This is a genomic window from Haloprofundus marisrubri, from assembly GCF_001469955.1.
Taxonomy (GTDB): Archaea; Halobacteriota; Halobacteria; order Halobacteriales; family Haloferacaceae; genus Haloprofundus; species Haloprofundus marisrubri.
Window position 1 is genome coordinate 191,880 of sequence record NZ_LOPU01000030.1, and the last position, 20,232, is coordinate 212,111.

Sequence of the window (20,232 nt, forward strand, 5' to 3'; positions counted from 1 at the left end):
GACCGCTTGTCTGTCGACCGCTACCACAACCAGCGACCGCACCGCGACGAACGTTTATCAGCGAAGACGAGACCAGACGGCCCATGCGTTGACGAATCGTCGCGGAGCCGGTCCAGGCGGGTGTACGGTGCGCCGCTTCGCGAGTCGTGAGAACCGTTGTGCCGTCTGTTCGCCAACTGATGTTCGTCTCTCGTCGAGCCGAAAGGTGGTCGTAAGCCGAGGTCGTTCGGCATCGATACGCGACCGAAGCGACCGCTGAGCGATTACGCCGTTCGGACCGTGTTGCGTTCGCCGTACTCCTTCAACGCGACTCCGGCGAGAACTCCCGCACCCGCTCCGAGACCGATGCCGAAAATCAGCGCTTGTCCCGAGAACGCCGGGAACAACGCTGCCAGCGCGAGTCCCAACAGCGACCCGAGCAGCAGTCCAACGACGAAACCGAAGCCGAACATCTCGGCTTTGACGCTCGAATCCCACGTGGCGTGGCGGTTCTCCAGTTCCACCTGTGCCGATTCCGACGGTAACTCGGCGTCCGAGGTCAGCGAGTCCGTGAGTGATGTGGCTTCTTGTACCATGTGAGTCGGTACGTCACCAGTGGTATAAGATATCACGGCACACGCAAACGCTCGAGAGATACTGAATACTGCGAACGTCGTCGTCGACGTCCGCGTGCCGGTTCGACGAGATTACTCCAGAGCTGCGTCGAACGCCTGCTGGAGGTCAGCCTTCTGGTCGTCGACGTGTTCGATGCCGACGCTGACGCGGATGAGGCTGTCGGTGAGACCGGCAGCGACGCGTTCCTCGCGTGGAATCGCGGCGTGTGTCATCGGCGCTGGCTGTTCGATGAGGCTCTCGACGCCACCGAGACTCTCGGCGAGTGTGAACACCTCAGTGTTCGAGACGACGGCGCTCGCCTCTTCTAGCGTCCCGTCGAACTCGAAGCTGAGCATTCCGCCGAAGTCGTCCATCTGCGCGGCGGCAACGTCGTGTTGCGGATGCGAGTCGAGTCCGGGGTAGTACACCCGGTCGACGGCCTCGTGGTCGTCGAGCCACTGTGCGAGTTCACGGGCGTTGTCGCAGTGGCGGTCCATCCGGACGGGAAGCGTCTTCGTCCCGCGGAGGACGAGGAAGCAGTCGAACGGACTCGGCGTCGCGCCGACGCTGTTCTGGTAGAACCCGAACTGTTCGTCGAGGTCCTCGTCGTCAGTGACGAGCGCACCGCCGACCACGTCGGAGTGGCCGCCAAGATACTTCGTCAGCGAGTGGCTGACGATATCCGCGCCGTGTTCGAGCGGGCGCTGGAGGTACGGCGTCGCGAAGGTGTTGTCGACCGCACAGAGCGCGTCGTTGTCGTGCGCGATGTCGGCGAGCGCCGCGATATCGTTGACGCGCATGAGCGGATTCGTCGGCGTCTCCACCCACAGCAAGGCAGTTTCCGGGCGCATCGCGTCGGCGACGGCGTCGTGGTCGGTGGTGTCGACGAAGTCGAACTCGATATCGTACTTCTCGTACACCTGCGTGAAGATGCGGTGCGTCCCGCCGTAGACGTCGTCGCCGGTGACGACGTGGTCACCGGATTCGAGCAGATTCAGGACGGTGTTTATCGAACCCATCCCAGAAGAGAAGCATCGGCCGTACGACCCGCCTTCGAGGCTGGCGAGGTTCTCTTCGAGCGCGGTCCGCGTCGGGTTACCCGTGCGGGAGTACTCGTAGCCGCGGTGGTCGCCCGGCGCGTCCTGTTCGTACGTGGAGTTCGCGTAGATGGGCGTCATCAACGCTCCCGTCTCCTCTTCGGGTTCCTGTCCGGCGTGGATTGCGCGCGTTTCGATTCGTGGGTCCGAACTGTCGTCCATACGGTGTTGTGACTGTAGGGGCGTGTTACTCTTACTCTTCCGCGGCGCGGGAACGTGTCTTTTATAATCCGACCGTGAGTAACCCACTCCACGACCATGCCGAGTTCGAACGGTCCACTCAAGGGCAGCACGAGAGGCAAACTAACCAACCACCCGCGAGAGCGCGGTACCTCCCCGCCACAGCGCGCGATTCAGGAGTTCGAGGAGGGACAGAAAGTCCACCTCAACATCGACCCGAGCGTCCGTAAAGGTCGCTTCCACCCGCGCTTCAACGGCCACACCGGCGAGGTCCTCGGTAAACAGGGCCGCGCGTTCAAGGTCGAAATCAACGACGGCGGGAAGGCGAAGACGGTCATCACCCGTCCGGCGCATCTCCGCGCGCAGAAGTAGATGACGATATTCAAAGAGAAGCTCGACGAGGAGTACCTCACCATCTCCGAGGTAAAGCCGCTGCTCCAGGATGTCGAAGCGGAACGGGCGGCCGACGAGGAGCGTGAGCTCCGCTACGAGTTGGCGCGCTCCATCGAGCACGTCAATCGTTTTGCGGTCCTCGACCCCGAGGAGTCGCGTGAACTCGTCGACGAGCTACTCGAACTGGAGAAAGTCGACGAACAGACCGCGTTCAAAATCGCCGACCTTCTCCCGCAGGACCGCAACGAACTCCGCGCTCTCTACGCGCAGCAACGGTACGCGCTCTCCGGTGACGAACTCGACGCGATTCTCGACGTCGTCGCCAAGTACGCGTAACCCGGCCTATTTTTAAATAGCCCGTCGCCGTACACGTTCGTTATGTCTGGTTCCGAACGCGGTGACGACGAGGCCGAGAGTCAACCGCAGTACGCCGTCGTCCTCGACTACCTCCCGTACGGGCGGTCGGACGACGACCGCCCGCGGTACCAGAAACAACCGATAGCGTACGCCCTCGGCGAGGAACGGTTCCGACTCGTCGAACTCACCTTCGACGACGAGGCCGACGTCGGCATCGGCGACCGAGTCGCCATCGAACCCAACTCGGCGCGCGAACACATCCAACGTATCCGCGACGTCGAGTACGACGACCTCTCGAACAGTGCGGTCAACGAACTGGAGTACGTCGTCGCCGACATCATCGACGCCGACGAGGAGCGCTTCGTCTCGTTTTACAGCGACGCCCAACCCATCACGATTCGGCTCCACCAGTTGGACCTCCTGCCCGGCATCGGCAAGACGCTTCGAAACAACATCCTCGAACAGCGCAAACGACAGCCGTTCGAGAGCTTCGAGGACCTCCACGACCGCGTCTCGGGACTTCACCGACCGAAAGAGGTGCTCGCCGAGCGTATCATCGAGGAACTCCGCGACGACGACCTGAAGTACAAAGCGTTCGTCCGCCGTGACTGAGGGGCGGGTTCGCGCGCGATTTCGACGATGCGACTGGTTTCGGATGCCGACATCGAACTGAACCGGGAACGGGAAGTTTACCCACGTCCGGCGTGAAATCCGCGCTATGACTGGGTCGGACGGAGAGTCTCACAGTTCACAGCGACGCAACCCGGACGCCCTGATTCGACGAGCGGGCGTCCGCGGCGACCCCGACCACGACCAACACTTTCTGGTCGACGACCGCGTGCTCGACCGTATTCCCGACTATCTTCCCGAGGGGACCGACACGGGCCACATTCTCGAGGTTGGCGGCGGACCCGGCGCGCTGACCGACCGACTGTTGGCCGTCGCCGACCGCGTCACCGTCGTCGAACGCGACCCGACGTTCGCGGCGTTTCTCGAACGCGAATTCCACGAGGAAGTCGAAGCGGGCAAGTTGACCGTGGTCGAAGGCGATGCGCTCGACGTCGAGTTGCCGGAGTTCACTGCCTGCGTGGCGAACCTTCCCTACGGCGTGTCGAGCGAGATTACGTTTCGGCTGTTGCCGAAAAAACGGCCGATGGTGCTGATGTTCCAAAAGGAGTTCGCCGACCGGATGGTCGCCGACCCCGAGACCGCCGAGTACGGTCGTCTCTCGGTGAGCACCCAACACTACGCCGACGCGGAGTTGGTCGAACCCGTGCCGCCGACAGCGTTTTCACCCGCACCGGCCGTCGACAGCGCTATCGTCCGACTGACGCCGCGTGACCCCGATTACGATGTCGACGACGAGGCGTTCTTTCTCGACTTCGTGAAGGCCATCTTCACCCAGCGTCGCAAGACCGTCAGAAACGGTATCCGGAACACGGCGCACATCTCGGGGCTGGCCGACCCCGACGCCGTCGTCGACGCCGCTCCCGAAGAACTGCTGCGAAAGCGCGCCGGGAAGGTGACGCCGAAGGAGTTCGCCGAACTCGCGGCACTCGCCGCCGACTACAGAGGGGGTGGCGATGGATAGCGCCACGCTCCTGCAGACGGACGGGTGGCAGGGGTTGATTCCGTGGCTGGCGAACGCCGAACCGTACCCGGAAGCGCAGATACTCATCACCCTCGTCATCACCGTTGCGCTGTTGGCGTTCAGACGCCGAGCACACGAGTGGGCGGACAGTCAGGGGTGGAACGTCTCCGAACTAGTCGTCTCCGGCGTCGTCGCACTCGTCTCGACTATCGGTGTCGTCGTCCTCATCGGGACGTGGGGGCTGACGAATCAGTTGACCGGGGCGTACAAAAATCTCAATCTCAGTACCCAACTGCCGAAACTCGCGCTCGCGTTCATCCTCATCGGCGCGGCGTACGCGCTCACGGGATTCGTTGGCCGACTCATCCAGCGACTTGCCGGAACCAGCGACATCACCGAACACCAGCGTGAGATACTGTTTCGGCTGACGCAGGTCGGTATCTACTCGCTCGTCGGTCTGGTCGTCATCGGCCTCCTCACCAACGATATCGGCAACCTGCTCGTCGGTGCTGGCTTTCTCGGTATCGTCGTCGGTATGGCGGCGCGGCAGACGCTCGGGTCCGTCCTCGCCGGGTTCGTGTTGATGTTCTCGCGGCCCTTCGAAATCGGTGACTGGGTCGAAATCGGCGAGAGCGAGGGCATCGTCACCGACATCTCCATCGTCACGACTCGCCTCCAGACGTTCGACGGCGAGTACGTGATGATACCGAACGACGACGTGAGCGCGAAACCTATCGTCAACCGGACCCGGAAGGGTCGCCTCCGCGTCGAAGTCGACGTGGGTGTCGACTACGACGTCGATGCCGAATACGCCGCCGACGTCGCGTTGGACGCGCTCGACGAACTCGACGAGATACTGTCGGTACCCTCTCCACAGGTCGTCCTCAAGGAGTTCGGCGACTCCGGAATCATCCTCGGCGTCCGCGTCTGGATAGACAACCCCAGCGCACGCCGGAAGTGGCGCGCTCGGACGGCGGTCATCTCGACGGTGAAATCCGCCTACGAAGCGGAGGATATCAACATCCCGTTCCCGGTGCGCGAACTCATGAGTCGGGGGTCGTCCGGCGGCTTCGAACTCGCGGGCGAGTCGCGGTCGGTGCAGGCGAACGCCAGCACCGACGGCGGCGAGAGTGGCCGAAACGGGAGCGGTCGAGGTGGGAGCGAATGAGCGACGAAAAAAACCGAAAAGAGACGACGACCCGTGACTCGCTGGCCGAGCGCCGCGGGGTCGAAACGCACGTCTACCAACCGGCGGAGGATTCGGGCCTCTTGGCGAAGGCAGCGGTCGAGCATGCCCACGGACGGACGCTCGAAGTCGGCACCGGGTCGGGGTGGGTCGCCGCGAAAGTCGCCGCCGAAACCGACGCGGACGTGGTCGCCTCCGACCTGAATCCGCACGCCTGTGAGCAAGCGAAAGCGCGAGCGGACGAGTTGCAGGCAGAAAGAAAAGACGGCTTCGACGTGGTCCGCGCGGACCTCTTTTCACCTTTCGTCGACGGCGCGTTCGATACGGTACTTTTCAATCCGCCCTACCTCCCGACGGACCCCGACAACGAGTGGAGCGACTGGATGGAAGTCGCGCTCTCCGGCGGTGAGTCGGGCCGGGAACTCATCGACCCGTTCGTCGACGACGTGGGACGAGTGCTCGCCGACGGCGGGCAAGCGTTACTCCTCGTGAGCAGTCTTTCGGGCTACGACGAGGTGGTCGAACGGGCCGAAGACCAAGGATTTGACGTCGACGTCGTCGCCGAGGAGTCGTACCCGTTCGAGACGCTGTCGATTCTACGACTTCGCCTCTGAGATAACTCACAAACATTTTCTCCATTAGCAAATATTAAGCCTCGGCATTTCTTAGCCACGGGTGATGACCGAACTCGTAGCCACGACGCCGGGGCTGTATCCGCTGCCCGACTGGGCGAAACAGCGGCTCTCGGAGTTGAAAGGCCACCAGAAAGGCGACCTCGTCAGCGGCGACGAGGGACCCGAAATCGTCGACGCGTACGACCAAGCGCGCGAAGAAGTCGTCGCCGACCAGCAGGGCGCGGGCCTCGACCGAATCGTCGAAGGACAGCTCCGCTGGGACGACAACCTCGCGCACCCGCTGACCGTCCACGACAACGTCGAGACGGGAGGAATCGTCCGCTACTACGACAACAACAACTTCTACCGCGACCCCGAAGTCGTCGGCGAACTCGATTTCTCCGGCGACGTCGCTGCGGAGTTGGAGACGGCGAGTGACCTGCTCGCCGCCGGCGACTCGCTGCAAGCCGTCCTGCCGGGACCGTACTCGTTGGCCGACCTCGCATCGGACGAGCACTACAGCGACGAAGCGGAGTTCCTCGATGCAGTGGGTGAGTTCCTCGCCGGTGAAGTCGAGGCGTTCCCCGAACACGAGACGCTGTTCCTGCTCGAACCGTCGCTCGTCGAGAACGCGCCGGACGACGACCTCGACGCGCGAGCGAGCGAGGCTATCGACGCCGTCGCCGACGCCACCGACGCAAACGTGGTCGTCCACAGCTACTGGGGTGCGCTGGAGGAGAAAGTGTACGCCCACCTGATGGACGCCGACGTGGACGCCATCGGCTTCGACGTGGTGGCGGGCGACCGCTCGCAGACGCTGTACAACATCAATGAATATGGGACGAAAGACAGCGTGGCGCTCGGCCTCGTCGACGGGCAGAACACGCTCGTCGAATCGCCCGAGACGATTCGGGACCGCATCGAGTGGGTCCAAGAGCAGATTCCCGCACAGGAGTTCGACACGGTCTACGCGACGAGCAACACCGAGTTGTTCTACCTGCCGGTGAACAAGTATCAGGAGAAGCTCGCTGCCTTGGCCGAGGGTGTCGCCCTCGCTCGCGGCGAGGAGACGGAGGTGCAAGCATGAGCCGAAACGCCGACAACAGAGCGCAGTTCGTCCCCGAGAATCACGAGAACGACCACTTCCTCCTGACGACGGTCGTGGGAAGCTATCCGAAACCGAAGTGGCTCAACCGCGCGAAAGACCTGTCAGAGGATGAAGACGCGCGCTTCGACGCCGACAACCTCGAAGAGGCGTACGACGACGCCTCGGAGGTCATCACCCACGAACACGAACGCACCGGCCTCGACACCGTCGTCGACGGCGAGATGCGCCGAAACGAGATGGTCGAGTTCTTCGCGCACCGTATCGACGGCTACGAGTTCAACGGTCCCGTGAAGGTGTGGGGTCACAACTACTTCGACAAACCGAGTGTCGCCGACGAAGTCGAGTACGACGAACCGTGGCTGGTCGACGAGTTCGAGTTCACCCGCGACGTCGCGTCTCGCCCCGTCAAGGTACCCATCACGGGGCCGTACACGCTGGCGAACTGGTCGTTCAACGAGGCGTACGACAGCGAGGAAGAACTCGCCTACGACCTCGCAGACCTCGTGAATCTCGAAATCGAGAAACTCGTCGAAGCAGGCGCTCGCTACGTCCAAATCGACGAACCCGCGCTGGCGACGACGCCCGACGACCACGCCATCGTCGGCGAGTGTCTCGAACGCATCGCCGACGGCATCCCCGAGGAGGTCCGCATCGGCCTGCACGTCTGCTACGGCGACTACTCGCGTATCTACCCCGAACTCAACGAGTTCCCCATCGACGAGTTCGACGTCGAACTCTGCAACGGCGGCTACGAGCAGATAGACGTGTTCACCGAACCCGACTTCGAACCGGACCTCGCACTCGGCGTCGTCGACGCCCACACCGCCGAAGTAGAACCAGTCGAGGAGATAAAAGAGAACATCAAACAGGGGCTGAAAGTCGTCCCGCCGGAGAAACTCACCATCTCGCCCGATTGTGGACTGAAACTCCTCCCACGAGAAATCGCGTACGGAAAGATGGAGAACATGGTGACGGCCGCCCGCGAAGTCGAGAAAGAACTCGACGCGGGCGAAATCGACCTCGACGCGCCGGTTCCGACGGCCGACTGAGCGGTTGACTGAAAAATCGACTGAGCGAACGAGACGATTCAGGCGTCAACCATCACGTCGGTCGCTTTCACGATAGCGTCGACGGAGTCGCCCTCTGAAAGGTCCAACCGTTCTGCGGAGTTCGCGGTGATAACCGCCGTCACCGTCTCTCCGTCGCGCAGTTCCACTTGGACTTCCGCTGTGTTCTCGCCGATTTCGAGAGACTCGACCGTGCCCGAGAGTCGGTTGCGTGCGCTGAGTGTCATGCAAAGAGGGTGCCACGAGCAATGGCAAAAACGTTCGTCAGCGTCGGTCGAGGTCGGCCCTCACTCGGGTTTCGTCGCCAGCAGCGAGAACGTCAATGGCACGTCGGGGGCGTCGTCGCCGCTCTCGAATCGCCACCAGCCGTCGTCACCTTCGACCATCGACGGACACTGCTGGTAACAGGCTTTCTCGAACTCGTGGAGGAACTCAATCCGGAGCCCAACGTCAGAGAGTGCGGTGACGACCTCGCCGAGTCCGTGTGTCCACTCCTCGACGGATTCGACTGCCGTCTCGATGTCACCGTCGGCGTACGACCCGTCGTCGACGGGGACCGACAGCGCGCCGTCGCTGTGATACGGCCACGCGAGCGTCCCGACGTAGTCGGCTGGGTCGCCGTCGATATCAGTCGGTTCGCCGGCCTCGGTCCGAACGACGGTGCCGAACATCGCACCGAACGGGTGTATCTCGGCGATGTAGAAGCGACCGCCCGGTTTCAGATGCCGGTCGATAACGTCGGCCCAGCCGTCGAGGTCCGGCAGCCACGCGAGGACCCCGTAGGAAGTAAAGACGGTGTCGAATCGCTCACCCAAATCGAGGTCGTACACGTCGCTCTCGACGAATTGGGCGTCGAGTTCGTCGATACCGACCTCGTCGCGGAGTTCGCGGGCGGTTTCGATTGCCGTCTCCGAGAAGTCGACGCCGGTCACTTCCGCGCCTTCGCGCGCCCACGAGAGCGTGTCGAGACCGAAGTGACACTGGAGGTGAAGCAGACGCTCGCCGACAACGCCGCCGAGTTCCCCGCGTTCGAGGTCGAAAAGCGTCGATTGGCCGTCGAGGAACCCCTGTACGTCGTAAAAATCGGTGGTTGGATGATGTGCTGCCAACTCGTCCCAGTAGTCGCGGTTGGCGGTGAGCGAATCGTCCATGCGGAGTCGGCGGCCGGTCGTCCGAAGAGCGTGTCGGTCCCTCGTCGGCGAAGCTACCGATTCACTCTCGTTGTCGCTGCTGTTGCTGCTGTCGTTGCTGTTGTCTCTGCCGAGCGACGACCCACCGGACGCCTTCGCGGACGACGGCCCGAGCGTCGAACGTCGGCGACGCCGGATGCCAGTCGACGACCCACCGACCGTCGGTCGCTCGATGGACTGGCACTTCGGTTCCGAGCAGTTCCGAGAGGTCGTCCGCCGGAACGTCGTAGCGTCGAAGGACGGTTTCGAGTTGCGAGCGTCCGTCGAGTCGTTCCGGGAGTGGGAACCACTCGCTGACGAGCGGGCGCTCGGGCGTCGGGATGGCGACGTCGACCCGGACGCCGTCGGTGGGGGGTCTGGCGTACGCCGCGGGACTGCGTCCGGGTCGGCGGCGCTCCGGTTCGACGGCCCGAACGACGCCGCTGTCGACGTGGCGTTCGAGCGCGAGCGATTCGAGGTGACGCTCCACGTCGCCGAGACTCCGGTCGTCGGGGACGACCGTCGCCGTTCTCGCGGTGAGCGCACTTGCAACCCGCGCCAACAGCAGTGCGCCTGTCAGCATGACGAACGCGTAGCCGACGAGGACGACGGTGAGCAGTATCACGAAGAGGACGAACAGTTGGGAGATGTCGACCATGGATAACCTTCCGGCGGTAGCGTGGTGCTGCCGCTGTTCAGGCTGAGAGAAGATGGCCGTGCGCATATCGCTTTGCGCGCGGCGATTGAACTCTCTCGGCGTCGGGAGACTCAGAGAGTCCGACGAGAGGCGAGTCGACTCGGAGAACAGCAGTCGCTCGACGGGAGAGAAAACGAGAGAAAACGCGGAGATTAGTGGTCTTCGTCTTCGTAGAGCCACTGTTCGTCGACGCGCTCGTAGTCGAGCAGTTCGTCGTCGTCGAAGAACAGGCTGATTTCGCGCTCGTTTGCGCCTTCGTCCTCGTGGTCCGAGCCGTGGATGACGTTGCGGCCGAGGTCGAGGCCGAAGTCACCGCGGATGGTGCCCGGTGCGGAGTCGGCGGGGTCGGTCTCGCCCATCATGCGGCGGACCTGTCGGGTCGCGTCCGCGCCCTCCCAGACCATCGCAAAGACGGGTCCGGAGGTGATGAAGTCGACGAGACCGTCGAAGAACGGCTTGCCCTCGTGCTCGCCGTAGTGTTCGTGGGCGAGGTCCTCGTCGATCTGCATGAACTTCCCACCGACGAGTTTGAGGCCGCGTTCCTCGAATCGGGAGACGATGTCCCCGATGAGGCCGCGCTGGACGCCGTCGGGCTTGACCATCACGAACGTGCGCTCGTCGTGGTGGCTCATTCGTCGGAGCCTCGCGTGGGTGCGCCGCCGGCTTCGGTCCACTCTAGGTCGCGCGATTCACGGCCGAGGTCGGCGTTCTTCTCGCACTTCGAAGAGCAGTAGTGGATGACGGTGCCGTCGGTGCGGACGAACATCGTGCCCGTGCCGGGTTCGATGTCGGCGCCGCAGTAGTCGCAGTCTCGGTTCTGTGGCATTGGCTTACTGACCTCCGATGGAGTCCGCGTCGCGCTGGGTCTCGCGGAGTTGGAGCACGTCGCCCTCTCGGACGGGACCCAACACGTTACGCGTGATGATGCGGCCCTGGTTCGAGCCTTCGCGGATGCGGCATTTGACCTGCATGGCCTCGCCGTGCATCCCGGTCTTGCCAACGATCTCGATAACCTCGGCGGAGGTCGAGTCGTTGGTACTCTCTTCTGCGCTCATGGTGGCTTACTGCAGGTCCTCGACCTTCGAGGCGATGTCTTCGACATCGTCTTCGGCCTCGCCGGCGTCGACGATGGCGGCAGCGGCGCTGCCGACTTCGAGACCGGCCGCGTGGCCGATGTCGTCCTGCGTCTCGACGAAGATGTACGCGATGCCCTTCTCATCTGCGAGTTCGGGCAGGTGCATGACGATCTCCTCGGGGGAGACGTCTTCGGCGACGTAGACGAGGTCGGCGTTGCCGCGCTCGATGGCTTTGGTTGTCTCGTTGGTACCTTTCTTGACCGTTCCGGTGTCTCGGGCAACCTCGAGCGCTTCGAGAGCGCGCTCTGCGAGGTCGGCCGGGACTTCATAATCGACGTAAACTGGCATTGGTTGTTCACCTCCCTGTTCGTAGGCTCGCGCCCCACACCAGATGGTCGGTCCCTGATGGCGTGGAGCTTCATCAACCTCGAACAGGTTGTACACATCTGTAACGTAGCACCCCATAAAAGCGCTTTCAAAGCGTACAGGGCGTGGTACGCCTGCGCATGGCGATTTTCAGCATCGAGAGAGCAAAGCAGTTGACACGAGTTCGGAGGTGGGGGTTCGGTTCGTTTAGGAGTCCGGATTCGTCGACTCGGTGATTCCGCAGTAGAGCCACCGAGGAACTGCCCCGAGAACTGAATACTCAGTAATACGAACCAAAACACGATGAGTCAGTCCGAGCAGCGCGAGGGAGGAGTTCTCAGCGGCCTCCTCGAACGGAAGGCGCTCAAATACTGGATAGCGACCTGTGGACTGTATGCGCTCGTCAATCTTTTCGACCCACTACTCGAACATCTACCGACCGATTACACCGATGTCGGCGTCGGGTCGTTCGAGGGGTTCTTTCTCACCGGTGTGTTGCTCGTCGTCTGCTGGTTTCTCTCGAAACGAAAGCGTGAGATTCTGGTCGGTCTGTGGCTCGCCGGTCACGGTGTCTGGTGGTTGATACCCAACAGTCCTCCCAGCGATGTCGGAGTCAAAACGATAGTTGCGACGGCGTACCCCGTCGGGATGGCGTGTATTCCGCTCGTTCTCGGCGTTGCACTCTTGACCGGTTCGCATCGAGGGCACGACCGGATATGGTTCGGAGCCATCGCCGCTTCGTTCGGCCTCGCAGTGCTTGGACTACTCGGCGTCATGTTGTTCGCCACATTCTGACTCACCGCCCACCGCCCAGACGAAATCACCATTACCCGCAAGCGACCAGTACGGACGATGGACGTGGCCGCCCTCGCCGACCGCCTCCGCACCGAGGCCGAGCGTGCGAACGAACGTCGACTGCTCGTACTCGCCGGCGACCGAGACGCCGGCATCGACGCCGCTTACACCGCTCTCGACGCGGCCGAAGTCGCCGACGACGACGTGACCATCGTCAGCTCCCGCGAGGGATTCAGATTCGAGCGCCACGCGCCGAACCACGCGGGAAATCTCCTCGGTCGAACTCGGGGGGCAGTGGTCTTCGACGCCCACGAGAAGTTCTCACCGAACGCACTGGGCCAAGTCGTCGGTGCCGTCGACGGCGGTGGTCTCTTGGTTCTTCTCACCCCGCCGCTGTCGGCGTGGCCAGAGCGCCGTGAGTGGTTCGACGACCACCTCGCCGTGCCGCCGTTCGACCTCGACGACGTGGGGACGCGATTCCGAGGACGACTCGTCGAGACGCTCCGCGAGCATCCGGGCGTTGCAATCGTCGATGTCGATTCGGAGACAATCGACCGCGACGGTCTCACCGACCCGTGGCCTGCGCGGCCGCACGACCCGCCGAAGGCTCCCGAAAACGCCGCGTTCTCCGAGGTCGTCTACGACGCCTGTCTCACCGCCGACCAAGCCGACGCCGTCGGCGCACTGGAAGCGCTCCGCAACCCCGGTCACGCCGTCGTCGTCGAAGCCGACAGGGGGAGAGGGAAATCCAGCGCCGCGGGCATCGCCGCCGGTGCGCTCGCCGCTGAGGGAAAGCACGTACTCGTCACCGCACCGGCGTTTCGGAGCGCCCGTGAAGTGTTCGTCCGCGCTGCCGCCGTGGTCGATTCGATGGGCTATCGGGCCGACAACGGGGAAGACGAGCGCCGAATCGAGACGACGGCCGGAGGACGAGTACAGTTCGCTTCACCCGTCGCCGCCGTCGACGAACTCGGAGCGGGAGGAGAGGTAGACGACCACGGCGGCGACGACGGAGACGACGGCGACCGCGACCGCGACAGCCCCGACGTGGTACTCGTCGACGAAGCAGCAGCGCTCCCGGTTCGTCTGCTCTCGGAGTTTCTCTCCGCGCCCGCCGTCGGCTTCTTCACGACCGTTCGCGGCTACGAGGGCGCAGGCCGCGGTTTCTCGGTTCGGTTCCGCGACCGACTCGGCGAGAGCGAGTTCGAGGTGACGGACGTGACGCTTTCGGAGCCGATTCGGTATGCACCGGGTGACCCGCTCGAAATCTGGGCGTTTCGGGCGCTGTTGCTCGATGCCCGCCCGCCGGTCGACCAACTCGTCGCGGACGCGACCCTCGACTCTGTCGAGTACCGTGCGTTCACCCCGGAAGACCTGCTGGCCGACGAACATCTGCTTCGAGAAGTGTTCGGCCTGCTCGTGCTCGCACACTACCGAACTGAGCCGAACGACCTCGCGCGGTTGCTCGACGCGCCGAACCTCTCCGTTCGAGTGTTGCTCCACGACGGCCGCGTCGTCTCCGTCGCGCTTCTGGCCCGCGAGGGTGGCCTTCCGGAGTCGACGCGCCGGAAGATGTACGACGGCCAGCGCGTCGCGGGTAACATGATTCCCGACGTGCTGACGAGTCAGCTCAGAGACGAAGAGGCAGCAGAACCGGTCGGCTATCGAGTGCTCCGCATCGCAACGCACCACGCGGTTCGGTCGCGGGGTCTCGGTTCTCGACTGCTTTCGGCGACGAAAGAGGAGTTCCGCGGCGAAGTAGATTGGCTCGGGGTCGGCTACGGGGCGACGCCGGAACTGCTCTCGTTTTGGCGCGAGAACGGCTACCGGACGGTCCACCTCTCGACGACGCGCAACGACACGAGCGGCGAGTACTCGGCGGTCATGCTGAACCCGCTCTCGGATTCGGGACGAGAACTCGCCGAACGACACTCCCGATGGTTCCGAGAGAGAGCGATTGGGGTGCTCTCGGACCCGCTTCGGGATGCAGACCCGGACGTGGTTCGGGCGACACTCGCAGCGACCGACGCTCCGGTCAACCCGTCGCTCTCGGACCACGAGTGGCGCGTCGTCGTCGGAGCCTCGTACGGACCCGGTCTCTACGTCGCGGCCCCCGGAGCGTTTCGGCGGCTTGCACTGGCCTACTTCGTCGGCGGCGACGGTGATGACGGCGACAGCGCCCAAAGCGACGACAGCACCGACGGGAGCGAGACGCAACTCTCCGTTCGCGAGGAGCGACTCCTCGTCCGGAAGGTGCTACAGGCCCAGTTGTGGGAGAACGTTGCAGCGGAACTCGACTACGTTTCGACGGGGCAGTGTATGCGGGCGCTCGGAACGGCGTTTCGGCCCCTCGTCGACCACTACGGCGGCGACAACGACACCGTCGTCGAGGAGCGAGCGCGGTTCTCCGACGAGTTCTGAGCGGTACGCCGAAGAGGGCCGCCGGCGTACGGACCGTATGGTCGAACCTCTCGGATGGCTGGCGCTCGCGCTGTTGGTCCTCGGCGTCGTCGGCAGCGTCGCACCGTTGCTGCCGGGCGCGCTCACGTCGCTCGCCGGCGTCTACCTCTACTGGTGGTCGACGGACTTCGGCGAACCCGGACTTCTCGCAGTTCTTGGACTCACGGCCGTCGGACTCACGGCAGTCGTCCTCGACTACTTCGCCGGACCCATCGCCGCCAAGTACGGCGGCGCGTCGACGCGGACGACGCTCGTCGCGGCCGCTGTCGGGTTTCTGGCGTTTTTCGTCGCCGGGCCGCCGGGCATCATCCTCGGCGTCGCCGGGACGGTGTTCGCACTGGAGTTCTACCGCAATCAGGACGCGAACGCGAGTTTCAAGACGGCGCTGTTTGCGACTATCGGCGTACTGGCGTCTGCGGCCGTACAGGTCGTATTGACGTCGCTGATGCTCGTCGCGTTCGTTCTCGTGGTGTTTCTGTAAGCCGTCATCGCCCAGACCGTCGTCTCGACAGGACGAACGTTCAAATACGAAGACGAAACCAACGGCCCGTGTGAGCTAACCCTCGCTCCGGGTCGTCTCGCGGGTGTGCGACACAGCGTCCCGGTGTTGTCGAAAGAGAAGCCGGTCGTGTCGCCTGTTCGCTCTCTTTCCCCTCAGTCGTGGCTGAAGTACGTCACCGCTTCGTCGTCGTCCTGTGAGTCCACGCGGACGAAGCCGACGCGTTCGAACTGCACCGCGTCGTCGACGGTGGCGTCGCCGAAGTCGGGTTCGGCACGACCCGCCACGTCGCCCTCGGTCGTTCGCATGGTCACAGAGACGTTCTCCTCGGCCGGTGCCCAGTGAATCACGTCGACGCCTTCGTTGCGGACGACGTCGATGTCGTCGCCGACGTACTCCAGGGCGTCGTCCTCGTAACGGACACAGCCGTAGCCTTTCAGCCAGACTCGCTCGCCGCTCTGGGGAACGTCCGAAGGTTCGACGAGCACTGCGTCACCAGCAGGGATGGTTCGGTTTCCGCGCTCTTCGTGGTCGGGGTGAATCGGCGGGTGGCCCGCGTCGGGTCCACCCGAGAGCGGGAGTTCAACGCCGTCGCGGACGAGGAAGTAGCGCGGGGCATCGTCGTCGATTAACTCTCGGTTGTTCGCGTAGACGGTGCTCATCGCCAAGTCGACGTTGCTGGTGGAGGTGCCGAGACCGACCATCGACTCGACGATGGCCTCGCCGCGGATACCGCGCCGACGGAGGCTCTTGATAGTCGGCGCGCGCGGGTCGTCCCAGCCGTCGAGTTCGCCCTCGGCGATGAGTTGCTTGATAGTCGACGTGGACATCTTCACGCCGTACTCGTCTATCTGGACGTGGCCCCAGTGGACGACTTCGGGGTACTCCCAGTCGAAGTAGTCGTAGACGAACTGCTGGCGTTTCGCCGAGTCCTGCAGGTCGATGCCGCGGATGATGTGCGTGACGCCTGTGAGGTGGTCGTCGATGCCCGACTGGAAGTCGAGCATCGGCCAGAGGCGGTACTTCTCGGCCTCCTCGCGCGGGTGTGGCGTGTCGATAACGCGGAACGCGACGAAATCGCGGAGCGCCGGGTTCTTGTGTTCGATGTCGGTTTTGACGCGGAGCACCATCTCACCCGACGAGTACTCGCCGTCGACGAGCGCCTCGAACTCCGTCATCGTCGTCTCGGGGTCTTTGTCTCGGTGTGGACACGGCTCGCCCGAGTTCTTCAGTTCCGAGAACGCCTCACCCGTACACGAACAGGTGTACGCGCCACCGTTCTCGATGAGTTCGCGGGCGTGGTCGTAGTAGATGTCGAGACGGTCCGACGCTCGAAGTACGTCGTCCGGTTCGAAGCCGAGATAGTCGATGTCGTCTAAGATGGCGTCGTAGGCGTCCAAATCGGGGCGCTTGGTCTCGGGGTCGGTGTCGTCGAAGCGGACGATGAACGACCCGTCGTACATCTCCTTGTACGTCCCGATGACCGCGGGCATCCGCGCGTGGCCGATGTGCCACGGCCCGTTGGGGTTCGGCGCGGCGCGCATCCGAACTTCGTCGTAGTTGTCCACATTTGGGAGGTCCGAGAGTACCTGCTCGTCCTCTTCGTCTTCGCTGTCGAGTTCGTCGAGCAGGTCGGGGGCGAGTTCGCCGAGTCGCTCGCGTCGCTCGCCGTGGTCCATCGCGTTCACGTCGGCGACGACGCCGCCGACGACACCCGGAATCTCGCCACCGTGCGGGCGGAACTCAGGGTTCTCGCCCATGAGCGGCCCCATCACCGCGCCCACGTCGGCGTCGCTCTCGTACTTCACCGCGTTGAACAGCGCGTGCTTTTCGGCTTCCGTCTGCACGCGAGTTCGAAGGTCCTCGTCCATTACCCGCGGGTTTCGTCCGCCCGGTAAAAACAGCCGTGGATTGCGCGCACCACAGTCGACAGACATTGGATAGATGACGAGACAGTCATCTCCAGCAACAAACCTATAAGCTCCCCGTGGAGATGCTCCGCTGTGAACGCTCGGGCGTGGCTCACTCTCGACGGGACGCCGGTCACCGAGCGACGCTTCTACTGGGTCTGGTTCGCTGCAGCGACCGGGTACGGCGTCGGCGACGTCGTCACTACTGTCGCCATCGTCGCCTTCGCCTCCGGCGTCGTCGAAGGCAATCCCGTGATGGCGTCGGCGGTGGAGACGTTCGGCCTTGCCGGGTTGGTCGGGCTCAAACTCGCCGTGTTCGGTCTCTGTCTCGCTATCAGTCAGTACGCAGCACGACTGGGTGAGCCACTGTTTCCGTACGTACTCCCCGGTCTGTTGTCACTCGTCGGCGTGGGACTGACGGGGTACAACATCTGGTTGCTGTCGCTGTTCGGGTAGTCAAAAGAAAGAAGAAAAGTGGCGTCTCAGTAACCGCGCGTGATGAGGTAGTCGGCGATATCTTCGAGGAGGCCGCGTGCCTCGTTGTCCGGCAGCACTTCGAGCCGTTCTTTGCTCTCTCTGACGAGTTCTTCGGCCATCTCGCGGGCGTACTTGATGCTGCCGACGTGTTCGAGTTCCGAAACGGCCGCGTCGATGTCGGACTCGGTCACGTCGTCGAGCGACGCCGTATCGACGAGACCCGCGATGTCTACGTCGTGTTGGCGTGCGTGGAGCGTGATGAGCGTCTCTTTCTCCTCGACGAGGTCCGACCCTCGCTGTTTGCCCAGTTCCTCGGAGGGGACCGTGAGGTCCAACACGTCGTCCTGTATCTGGAACGCACAGCCGGCGTCGATGCCGTACTGGTAGAGCGCGTCGACGACGTCGTCGTCCGCACCCATCAGCACCGCGGGCGTCGCCGCGGCGGCACCGTACAGCACGGCCGTCTTGAACTCTATCATCTCCAGATACTCCTCCGGGAGGATGTCGCTACGGTGCTCGAAGGAGACGTCGAGGGCCTGTCCCTCACAGATTCGGGTACAGGTCGTTGCGAGCAGTCTGGTCGCTTCGAGGCCTCGTTCGGGCTTTGCGCCCGTGTTCGTCATGAGTTCGAACGCTTTCGAGTAGAGCGTATCCCCGGCCAGGATAGCCGTCTCGGTGTCGTACGCCTCGTGGACGGCGGGTACGCCGCGCCGAAGGTCGTCGTCGTCCATAATGTCGTCGTGGATAAGCGTGAACGACTGGATGACTTCGAGACCGACGGCGGCGGACATCAGGTCGACACTACCTTCGTCGAGTGCCGGGAACGCGCGGTACTCCGTCGATAGTGGTTCTACGTCCGCGAGGGCTTCGGCGGCGAGCAGCGCGACGGCGGGCCGAAGGCGCTTGCCACCTGCTTCCAACAGGTAGCGAGTGGCTTCGTAGAGGCGCTGTGGTTCGGCCATGGGCACCTCCTCGTCGATGGCCTCGTTGACGAGTTCGCGTCGCTCGCCGACGGCGGCCAGTACCCGCTCTTCTGTCGCGTTCGATGACATCACTGGACCAGCTGAATCATGTTCCCGTTGCTCGTCACGTGCACGTCTCGGCCGAGTGTGTACCCTTCCGAGTCACAGAGGCTGACGTACGGTGCGAGCCCTTTGAGGTTCTGGTGGGCCGGGATGACGTGCTGGGGTTGGAGCGCGTCGAGCATCGCGTAGTGGCCTTCCTCACGGAGGTGGCCGGAGACGTGGATGTCGTCGTAGATGCGCGCACCCTGCATCTTCAGGAGTTTCTCGGACTGGTAGCGCTGACCTTCGTTGGTCGGTTCCGGGATGACGCGCGCCGAGAAGATGACCTTGTCACCGTTGTCGATTTCGTACGGCGTCTCGCCGCGGCCCATTCGAGTGAGCATCGCGCGGGGTTCGCCTTGGTGGCCCGTGACGATTGGCAGGAAGTTCTCCTTGCCCTCCTTCATGATGCGCTTGAACGTGCGGTCGACCGACTTGCGATGACCGTACATACCGAGGTCGTCCGGGAAGTCGACGAAGTTCAGGCGTTCCGCAGTCCCGGAGTACTTTTCCATCGAGCGGCCCAGAAGAACCGGCTGACGGCCGATGTCCTTGGCGAACTCGACGAGACTCGTGACACGAGCGATGTGGCTGGAGAACGTCGTGGCGACGATGCCGCCGTCGTAGTCCTCGACGGAGGTCATCACGTCTTTGAGGTGGCGGCGAGCGACGGACTCGGACGGGGTTCGACCCTTCCGGCCGGCGTTCGTACAGTCCTCGATGTAGGCGAGGACGCCGTTGCCCTCGCGGCCGATTTCGCGGAAGCGCTTCATGTCGATGGGGTCGCCGATGACCGGCGTGTGGTCCATCCGCTTGTCGAGGCCGTAGACGATTGCGCCCTCGGGCGTGTGGATGACCGGGTTGATGGCGTCGATGATGGAGTGAGTAACGTTGACGAACTCCAGTTCGACCTGCCCCGAGTCGCCGATGGACATCGTCTCACCGGCGCTCATCTTCACGAGGTCGTTGTTGACGTTGAACTTGTTCTCGCCTTGGACCTGCTGTTTCACCAGTTCGATGGTGAACGGACTGGCGACGATGGGCGCGTCGTAGCGGTGTGCCAGTTTCGAGATTGCGCCGATGTGGTCGAGGTGGCCGTGCGTCGGCACGATGGCCTGCACGTCACCTTCGAGGTCGCTCATGACGCGGTCGTCCGGGATGGCCCCCATGTCGATGAGGTCCAGGCTGTGCATCTTCTCGGTCTCGACGTTGTCGTGGATGAGAACCTGCGAGAGGTTCAGACCCATGTCGAAGACGACGACGTCGCTACCGGCGCGGACGGCAGTCATCTGCCGACCGACTTCTTCGTAGCCGCCGATGGTTGCGATTTCGATTTCCATGGTTTATCAGAGCATTGAAATGCCACGTCGTGTGGCTGCGGTTGCTCACGCAAATCCGAGGGCGTCAGGGGGCCACCGGCCCCGGCGTCTTGCAGCGCGTCGGTCGCTGGTCCCCGCGTGTGGACGCCTCGTCGGTCGAGTCGCGCACGGCACCGCCGCGCGCCGCGTCCACACTTACCCGCGGGCTGTTGG

At 63.5% G+C, this 20,232-nt stretch carries 24 protein-coding genes; 12 read left to right on the plus strand and 12 right to left on the minus strand.

Features of this window, described 5'->3' with window-relative positions; genetic code table 11:
* Positions 1-263 precede the first annotated feature (263 nt).
* Together AUR64_RS15835 and AUR64_RS15840 are read right to left on the minus strand one after the other, a co-directional pair.
* Complete coding sequence (locus tag AUR64_RS15835; protein WP_058582932.1) at positions 264-575, minus strand: hypothetical protein; 312 nt, start codon at positions 573-575, stop codon at positions 264-266.
* A gap of 111 nt (positions 576-686) precedes the next feature.
* The gene (locus AUR64_RS15840; protein ID WP_058582933.1) at positions 687-1,853 is read right to left on the minus strand and encodes a cystathionine gamma-synthase; all 1,167 of its coding nucleotides are present in this window, start codon (positions 1,851-1,853) and stop codon (positions 687-689) included.
* A gap of 96 nt (positions 1,854-1,949) precedes the next feature.
* Between AUR64_RS15840 and AUR64_RS15845 the strand changes: the two genes are divergently transcribed.
* The 8 genes from AUR64_RS15845 (at position 1,950) to AUR64_RS15880 (ending at position 8,169) form a co-directional block, all read left to right on the plus strand.
* Positions 1,950-2,243, plus strand: a complete 294-nt coding sequence (locus AUR64_RS15845; protein ID WP_058582934.1) for a 50S ribosomal protein L21e — start codon at positions 1,950-1,952, stop codon at positions 2,241-2,243.
* Positions 2,244-2,600: an RNA polymerase Rpb4 family protein gene (locus tag AUR64_RS15850; protein ID WP_058582935.1), complete on the plus strand. Its 357-nt coding sequence runs from the start codon at positions 2,244-2,246 to the stop codon at positions 2,598-2,600.
* 42 nt (positions 2,601-2,642) lie between these two features.
* On the plus strand, positions 2,643-3,233 hold the full coding sequence (locus AUR64_RS15855; RefSeq protein WP_058582936.1) for a DUF655 domain-containing protein: 591 nt from the start codon (positions 2,643-2,645) through the stop codon (positions 3,231-3,233).
* Between the two features lie 106 nt (positions 3,234-3,339).
* Positions 3,340-4,212 (plus strand): 16S ribosomal RNA methyltransferase A, encoded by an 873-nt coding sequence (locus tag AUR64_RS15860; RefSeq protein WP_058582937.1) that lies wholly within the window; start codon positions 3,340-3,342, stop codon positions 4,210-4,212.
* Positions 4,205-5,380 (plus strand): mechanosensitive ion channel family protein, encoded by a 1,176-nt coding sequence (locus tag AUR64_RS15865; protein ID WP_058582938.1) that lies wholly within the window; start codon positions 4,205-4,207, stop codon positions 5,378-5,380. Before AUR64_RS15860 ends, AUR64_RS15865 begins: the two co-directional genes overlap by 8 nt.
* Positions 5,377-6,012, plus strand: a complete 636-nt coding sequence (locus AUR64_RS15870; protein WP_058582939.1) for a HemK2/MTQ2 family protein methyltransferase — start codon at positions 5,377-5,379, stop codon at positions 6,010-6,012. Before AUR64_RS15865 ends, AUR64_RS15870 begins: the two co-directional genes overlap by 4 nt.
* A 64-nt stretch (positions 6,013-6,076) precedes the next feature.
* Positions 6,077-7,099, plus strand: coding sequence for a 5-methyltetrahydropteroyltriglutamate--homocysteine methyltransferase (locus AUR64_RS15875; RefSeq protein ID WP_058582940.1), 1,023 nt, complete (start codon positions 6,077-6,079; stop codon positions 7,097-7,099).
* The gene (locus AUR64_RS15880) at positions 7,096-8,169 is read left to right on the plus strand and encodes a methionine synthase (RefSeq protein ID WP_058582941.1); all 1,074 of its coding nucleotides are present in this window, start codon (positions 7,096-7,098) and stop codon (positions 8,167-8,169) included. The genes AUR64_RS15875 and AUR64_RS15880 overlap by 4 nt, the downstream gene beginning before the upstream one ends.
* 38 nt (positions 8,170-8,207) lie before the next feature.
* On the opposite strand, the gene AUR64_RS15885 is transcribed toward AUR64_RS15880, so the two are convergent.
* The 7 genes from AUR64_RS15885 to rpl7ae all read right to left on the minus strand — a co-directional run bounded on the left by AUR64_RS15885 (position 8,208) and on the right by rpl7ae (position 11,477).
* Positions 8,208-8,414 carry a TOBE domain-containing protein gene (locus AUR64_RS15885; RefSeq protein WP_058582942.1) on the minus strand — a complete coding sequence of 69 codons (207 nt, stop codon included), beginning with the start codon at positions 8,412-8,414 and terminating at the stop codon, positions 8,208-8,210.
* 60 nt (positions 8,415-8,474) lie between these two features.
* A complete protein-coding gene (locus AUR64_RS15890; RefSeq protein WP_058582943.1) occupies positions 8,475-9,338 on the minus strand; it encodes a class I SAM-dependent methyltransferase in 864 nt (287 codons plus the stop codon).
* 61 nt (positions 9,339-9,399) lie between these two features.
* Entirely contained in the window at positions 9,400-10,014 is a 615-nt protein-coding gene (locus tag AUR64_RS15895; RefSeq protein ID WP_058582944.1) for a hypothetical protein, read from the minus strand.
* Positions 10,015-10,205: 191 nt separating this feature from the next.
* Complete coding sequence (gene ndk / locus AUR64_RS15900) at positions 10,206-10,685, minus strand: nucleoside-diphosphate kinase (protein ID WP_058582945.1); 480 nt, start codon at positions 10,683-10,685, stop codon at positions 10,206-10,208.
* Positions 10,682-10,879: a 50S ribosomal protein L24e gene (locus AUR64_RS15905; RefSeq protein ID WP_058582946.1), complete on the minus strand. Its 198-nt coding sequence runs from the start codon at positions 10,877-10,879 to the stop codon at positions 10,682-10,684. The genes ndk and AUR64_RS15905 overlap by 4 nt, the downstream gene beginning before the upstream one ends.
* Before the next feature lie 4 nt (positions 10,880-10,883).
* Positions 10,884-11,108, minus strand: a complete 225-nt coding sequence (locus tag AUR64_RS15910; RefSeq protein WP_058582947.1) for a 30S ribosomal protein S28e — start codon at positions 11,106-11,108, stop codon at positions 10,884-10,886.
* A gap of 6 nt (positions 11,109-11,114) precedes the next feature.
* A complete protein-coding gene (rpl7ae, locus tag AUR64_RS15915) occupies positions 11,115-11,477 on the minus strand; it encodes a 50S ribosomal protein L7Ae (RefSeq protein ID WP_058582948.1) in 363 nt (120 codons plus the stop codon).
* Positions 11,478-11,798: 321 nt separating this feature from the next.
* Here rpl7ae and AUR64_RS15920 point away from each other — a divergent pair, with 321 nt between their 5' ends.
* Genes AUR64_RS15920 through AUR64_RS15930 form a run of 3 tightly spaced genes read left to right on the plus strand, consistent with a single transcriptional unit; the run spans position 11,799 to position 15,231 of the window.
* A complete protein-coding gene (locus AUR64_RS15920; RefSeq protein WP_058582949.1) occupies positions 11,799-12,290 on the plus strand; it encodes a hypothetical protein in 492 nt (163 codons plus the stop codon).
* A 57-nt stretch (positions 12,291-12,347) separates the two neighbouring features.
* Entirely contained in the window at positions 12,348-14,711 is a 2,364-nt protein-coding gene (gene tmcA, locus AUR64_RS15925; RefSeq protein WP_058582950.1) for a tRNA(Met) cytidine acetyltransferase TmcA, read from the plus strand.
* A 37-nt stretch (positions 14,712-14,748) separates the two neighbouring features.
* Positions 14,749-15,231, plus strand: a complete 483-nt coding sequence (locus AUR64_RS15930; RefSeq protein WP_058582951.1) for a DUF456 domain-containing protein — start codon at positions 14,749-14,751, stop codon at positions 15,229-15,231.
* A 173-nt stretch (positions 15,232-15,404) separates the two neighbouring features.
* Here the strand turns inward: AUR64_RS15930 and AUR64_RS15935 are convergent, their stop codons facing one another.
* Positions 15,405-17,120: a glutamate--tRNA ligase gene (locus AUR64_RS15935; protein WP_058582952.1), complete on the minus strand. Its 1,716-nt coding sequence runs from the start codon at positions 17,118-17,120 to the stop codon at positions 15,405-15,407.
* Positions 17,121-17,252: 132 nt separating this feature from the next.
* Here AUR64_RS15935 and AUR64_RS15940 point away from each other — a divergent pair, with 132 nt between their 5' ends.
* The gene (locus AUR64_RS15940) at positions 17,253-17,615 is read left to right on the plus strand and encodes a DUF5658 family protein (protein ID WP_058582953.1); all 363 of its coding nucleotides are present in this window, start codon (positions 17,253-17,255) and stop codon (positions 17,613-17,615) included.
* Between the two features lie 26 nt (positions 17,616-17,641).
* Here AUR64_RS15940 and idsA3 read toward each other — a convergent pair whose 3' ends face one another.
* Complete coding sequence (gene idsA3, locus AUR64_RS15945; protein WP_058582954.1) at positions 17,642-18,688, minus strand: geranylfarnesyl diphosphate synthase; 1,047 nt, start codon at positions 18,686-18,688, stop codon at positions 17,642-17,644.
* Positions 18,688-20,040, minus strand: coding sequence for a ribonuclease J (locus tag AUR64_RS15950; protein WP_058582955.1), 1,353 nt, complete (start codon positions 20,038-20,040; stop codon positions 18,688-18,690). Before AUR64_RS15950 ends, idsA3 begins: the two co-directional genes overlap by 1 nt.
* Between the last annotated feature and the right edge of the window lie 192 nt (positions 20,041-20,232).

Bases quoted from the DNA above. Each gene is read 5' to 3' on its own strand.
- AUR64_RS15950 (WP_058582955.1), bottom strand. From the start codon at position 20,040: ATGGAAATCGAAATCGCAACCATCGGCGGCTACGAAGAAGTCGGTCGG.
- AUR64_RS15890 (WP_058582943.1), bottom strand. From the start codon at position 9,338: ATGGACGATTCGCTCACCGCCAACCGCGACTACTGGGACGAGTTGGCA.
- AUR64_RS15910 (WP_058582947.1), bottom strand. From the start codon at position 11,108: ATGAGCGCAGAAGAGAGTACCAACGACTCGACCTCCGCCGAGGTTATC.
- AUR64_RS15850 (WP_058582935.1), top strand. From the start codon at position 2,244: ATGACGATATTCAAAGAGAAGCTCGACGAGGAGTACCTCACCATCTCC.
- AUR64_RS15855 (WP_058582936.1), top strand. From the start codon at position 2,643: ATGTCTGGTTCCGAACGCGGTGACGACGAGGCCGAGAGTCAACCGCAG.
- AUR64_RS15880 (WP_058582941.1), top strand. From the start codon at position 7,096: ATGAGCCGAAACGCCGACAACAGAGCGCAGTTCGTCCCCGAGAATCAC.
- rpl7ae (WP_058582948.1), bottom strand. From the start codon at position 11,477: ATGCCAGTTTACGTCGATTATGAAGTCCCGGCCGACCTCGCAGAGCGC.
- tmcA (WP_058582950.1), top strand. From the start codon at position 12,348: ATGGACGTGGCCGCCCTCGCCGACCGCCTCCGCACCGAGGCCGAGCGT.
- AUR64_RS15930 (WP_058582951.1), top strand. From the start codon at position 14,749: ATGGTCGAACCTCTCGGATGGCTGGCGCTCGCGCTGTTGGTCCTCGGC.
- AUR64_RS15870 (WP_058582939.1), top strand. From the start codon at position 5,377: ATGAGCGACGAAAAAAACCGAAAAGAGACGACGACCCGTGACTCGCTG.
- AUR64_RS15935 (WP_058582952.1), bottom strand. From the start codon at position 17,120: ATGGACGAGGACCTTCGAACTCGCGTGCAGACGGAAGCCGAAAAGCAC.
- AUR64_RS15840 (WP_058582933.1), bottom strand. From the start codon at position 1,853: ATGGACGACAGTTCGGACCCACGAATCGAAACGCGCGCAATCCACGCC.
- AUR64_RS15845 (WP_058582934.1), top strand. From the start codon at position 1,950: ATGCCGAGTTCGAACGGTCCACTCAAGGGCAGCACGAGAGGCAAACTA.
- AUR64_RS15865 (WP_058582938.1), top strand. From the start codon at position 4,205: ATGGATAGCGCCACGCTCCTGCAGACGGACGGGTGGCAGGGGTTGATT.
- idsA3 (WP_058582954.1), bottom strand. From the start codon at position 18,688: ATGTCATCGAACGCGACAGAAGAGCGGGTACTGGCCGCCGTCGGCGAG.
- AUR64_RS15835 (WP_058582932.1), bottom strand. From the start codon at position 575: ATGGTACAAGAAGCCACATCACTCACGGACTCGCTGACCTCGGACGCC.
- ndk (WP_058582945.1), bottom strand. From the start codon at position 10,685: ATGAGCCACCACGACGAGCGCACGTTCGTGATGGTCAAGCCCGACGGC.
- AUR64_RS15905 (WP_058582946.1), bottom strand. From the start codon at position 10,879: ATGCCACAGAACCGAGACTGCGACTACTGCGGCGCCGACATCGAACCC.
- AUR64_RS15920 (WP_058582949.1), top strand. From the start codon at position 11,799: ATGAGTCAGTCCGAGCAGCGCGAGGGAGGAGTTCTCAGCGGCCTCCTC.
- AUR64_RS15885 (WP_058582942.1), bottom strand. From the start codon at position 8,414: ATGACACTCAGCGCACGCAACCGACTCTCGGGCACGGTCGAGTCTCTC.
- AUR64_RS15875 (WP_058582940.1), top strand. From the start codon at position 6,077: ATGACCGAACTCGTAGCCACGACGCCGGGGCTGTATCCGCTGCCCGAC.
- AUR64_RS15860 (WP_058582937.1), top strand. From the start codon at position 3,340: ATGACTGGGTCGGACGGAGAGTCTCACAGTTCACAGCGACGCAACCCG.
- AUR64_RS15895 (WP_058582944.1), bottom strand. From the start codon at position 10,014: ATGGTCGACATCTCCCAACTGTTCGTCCTCTTCGTGATACTGCTCACC.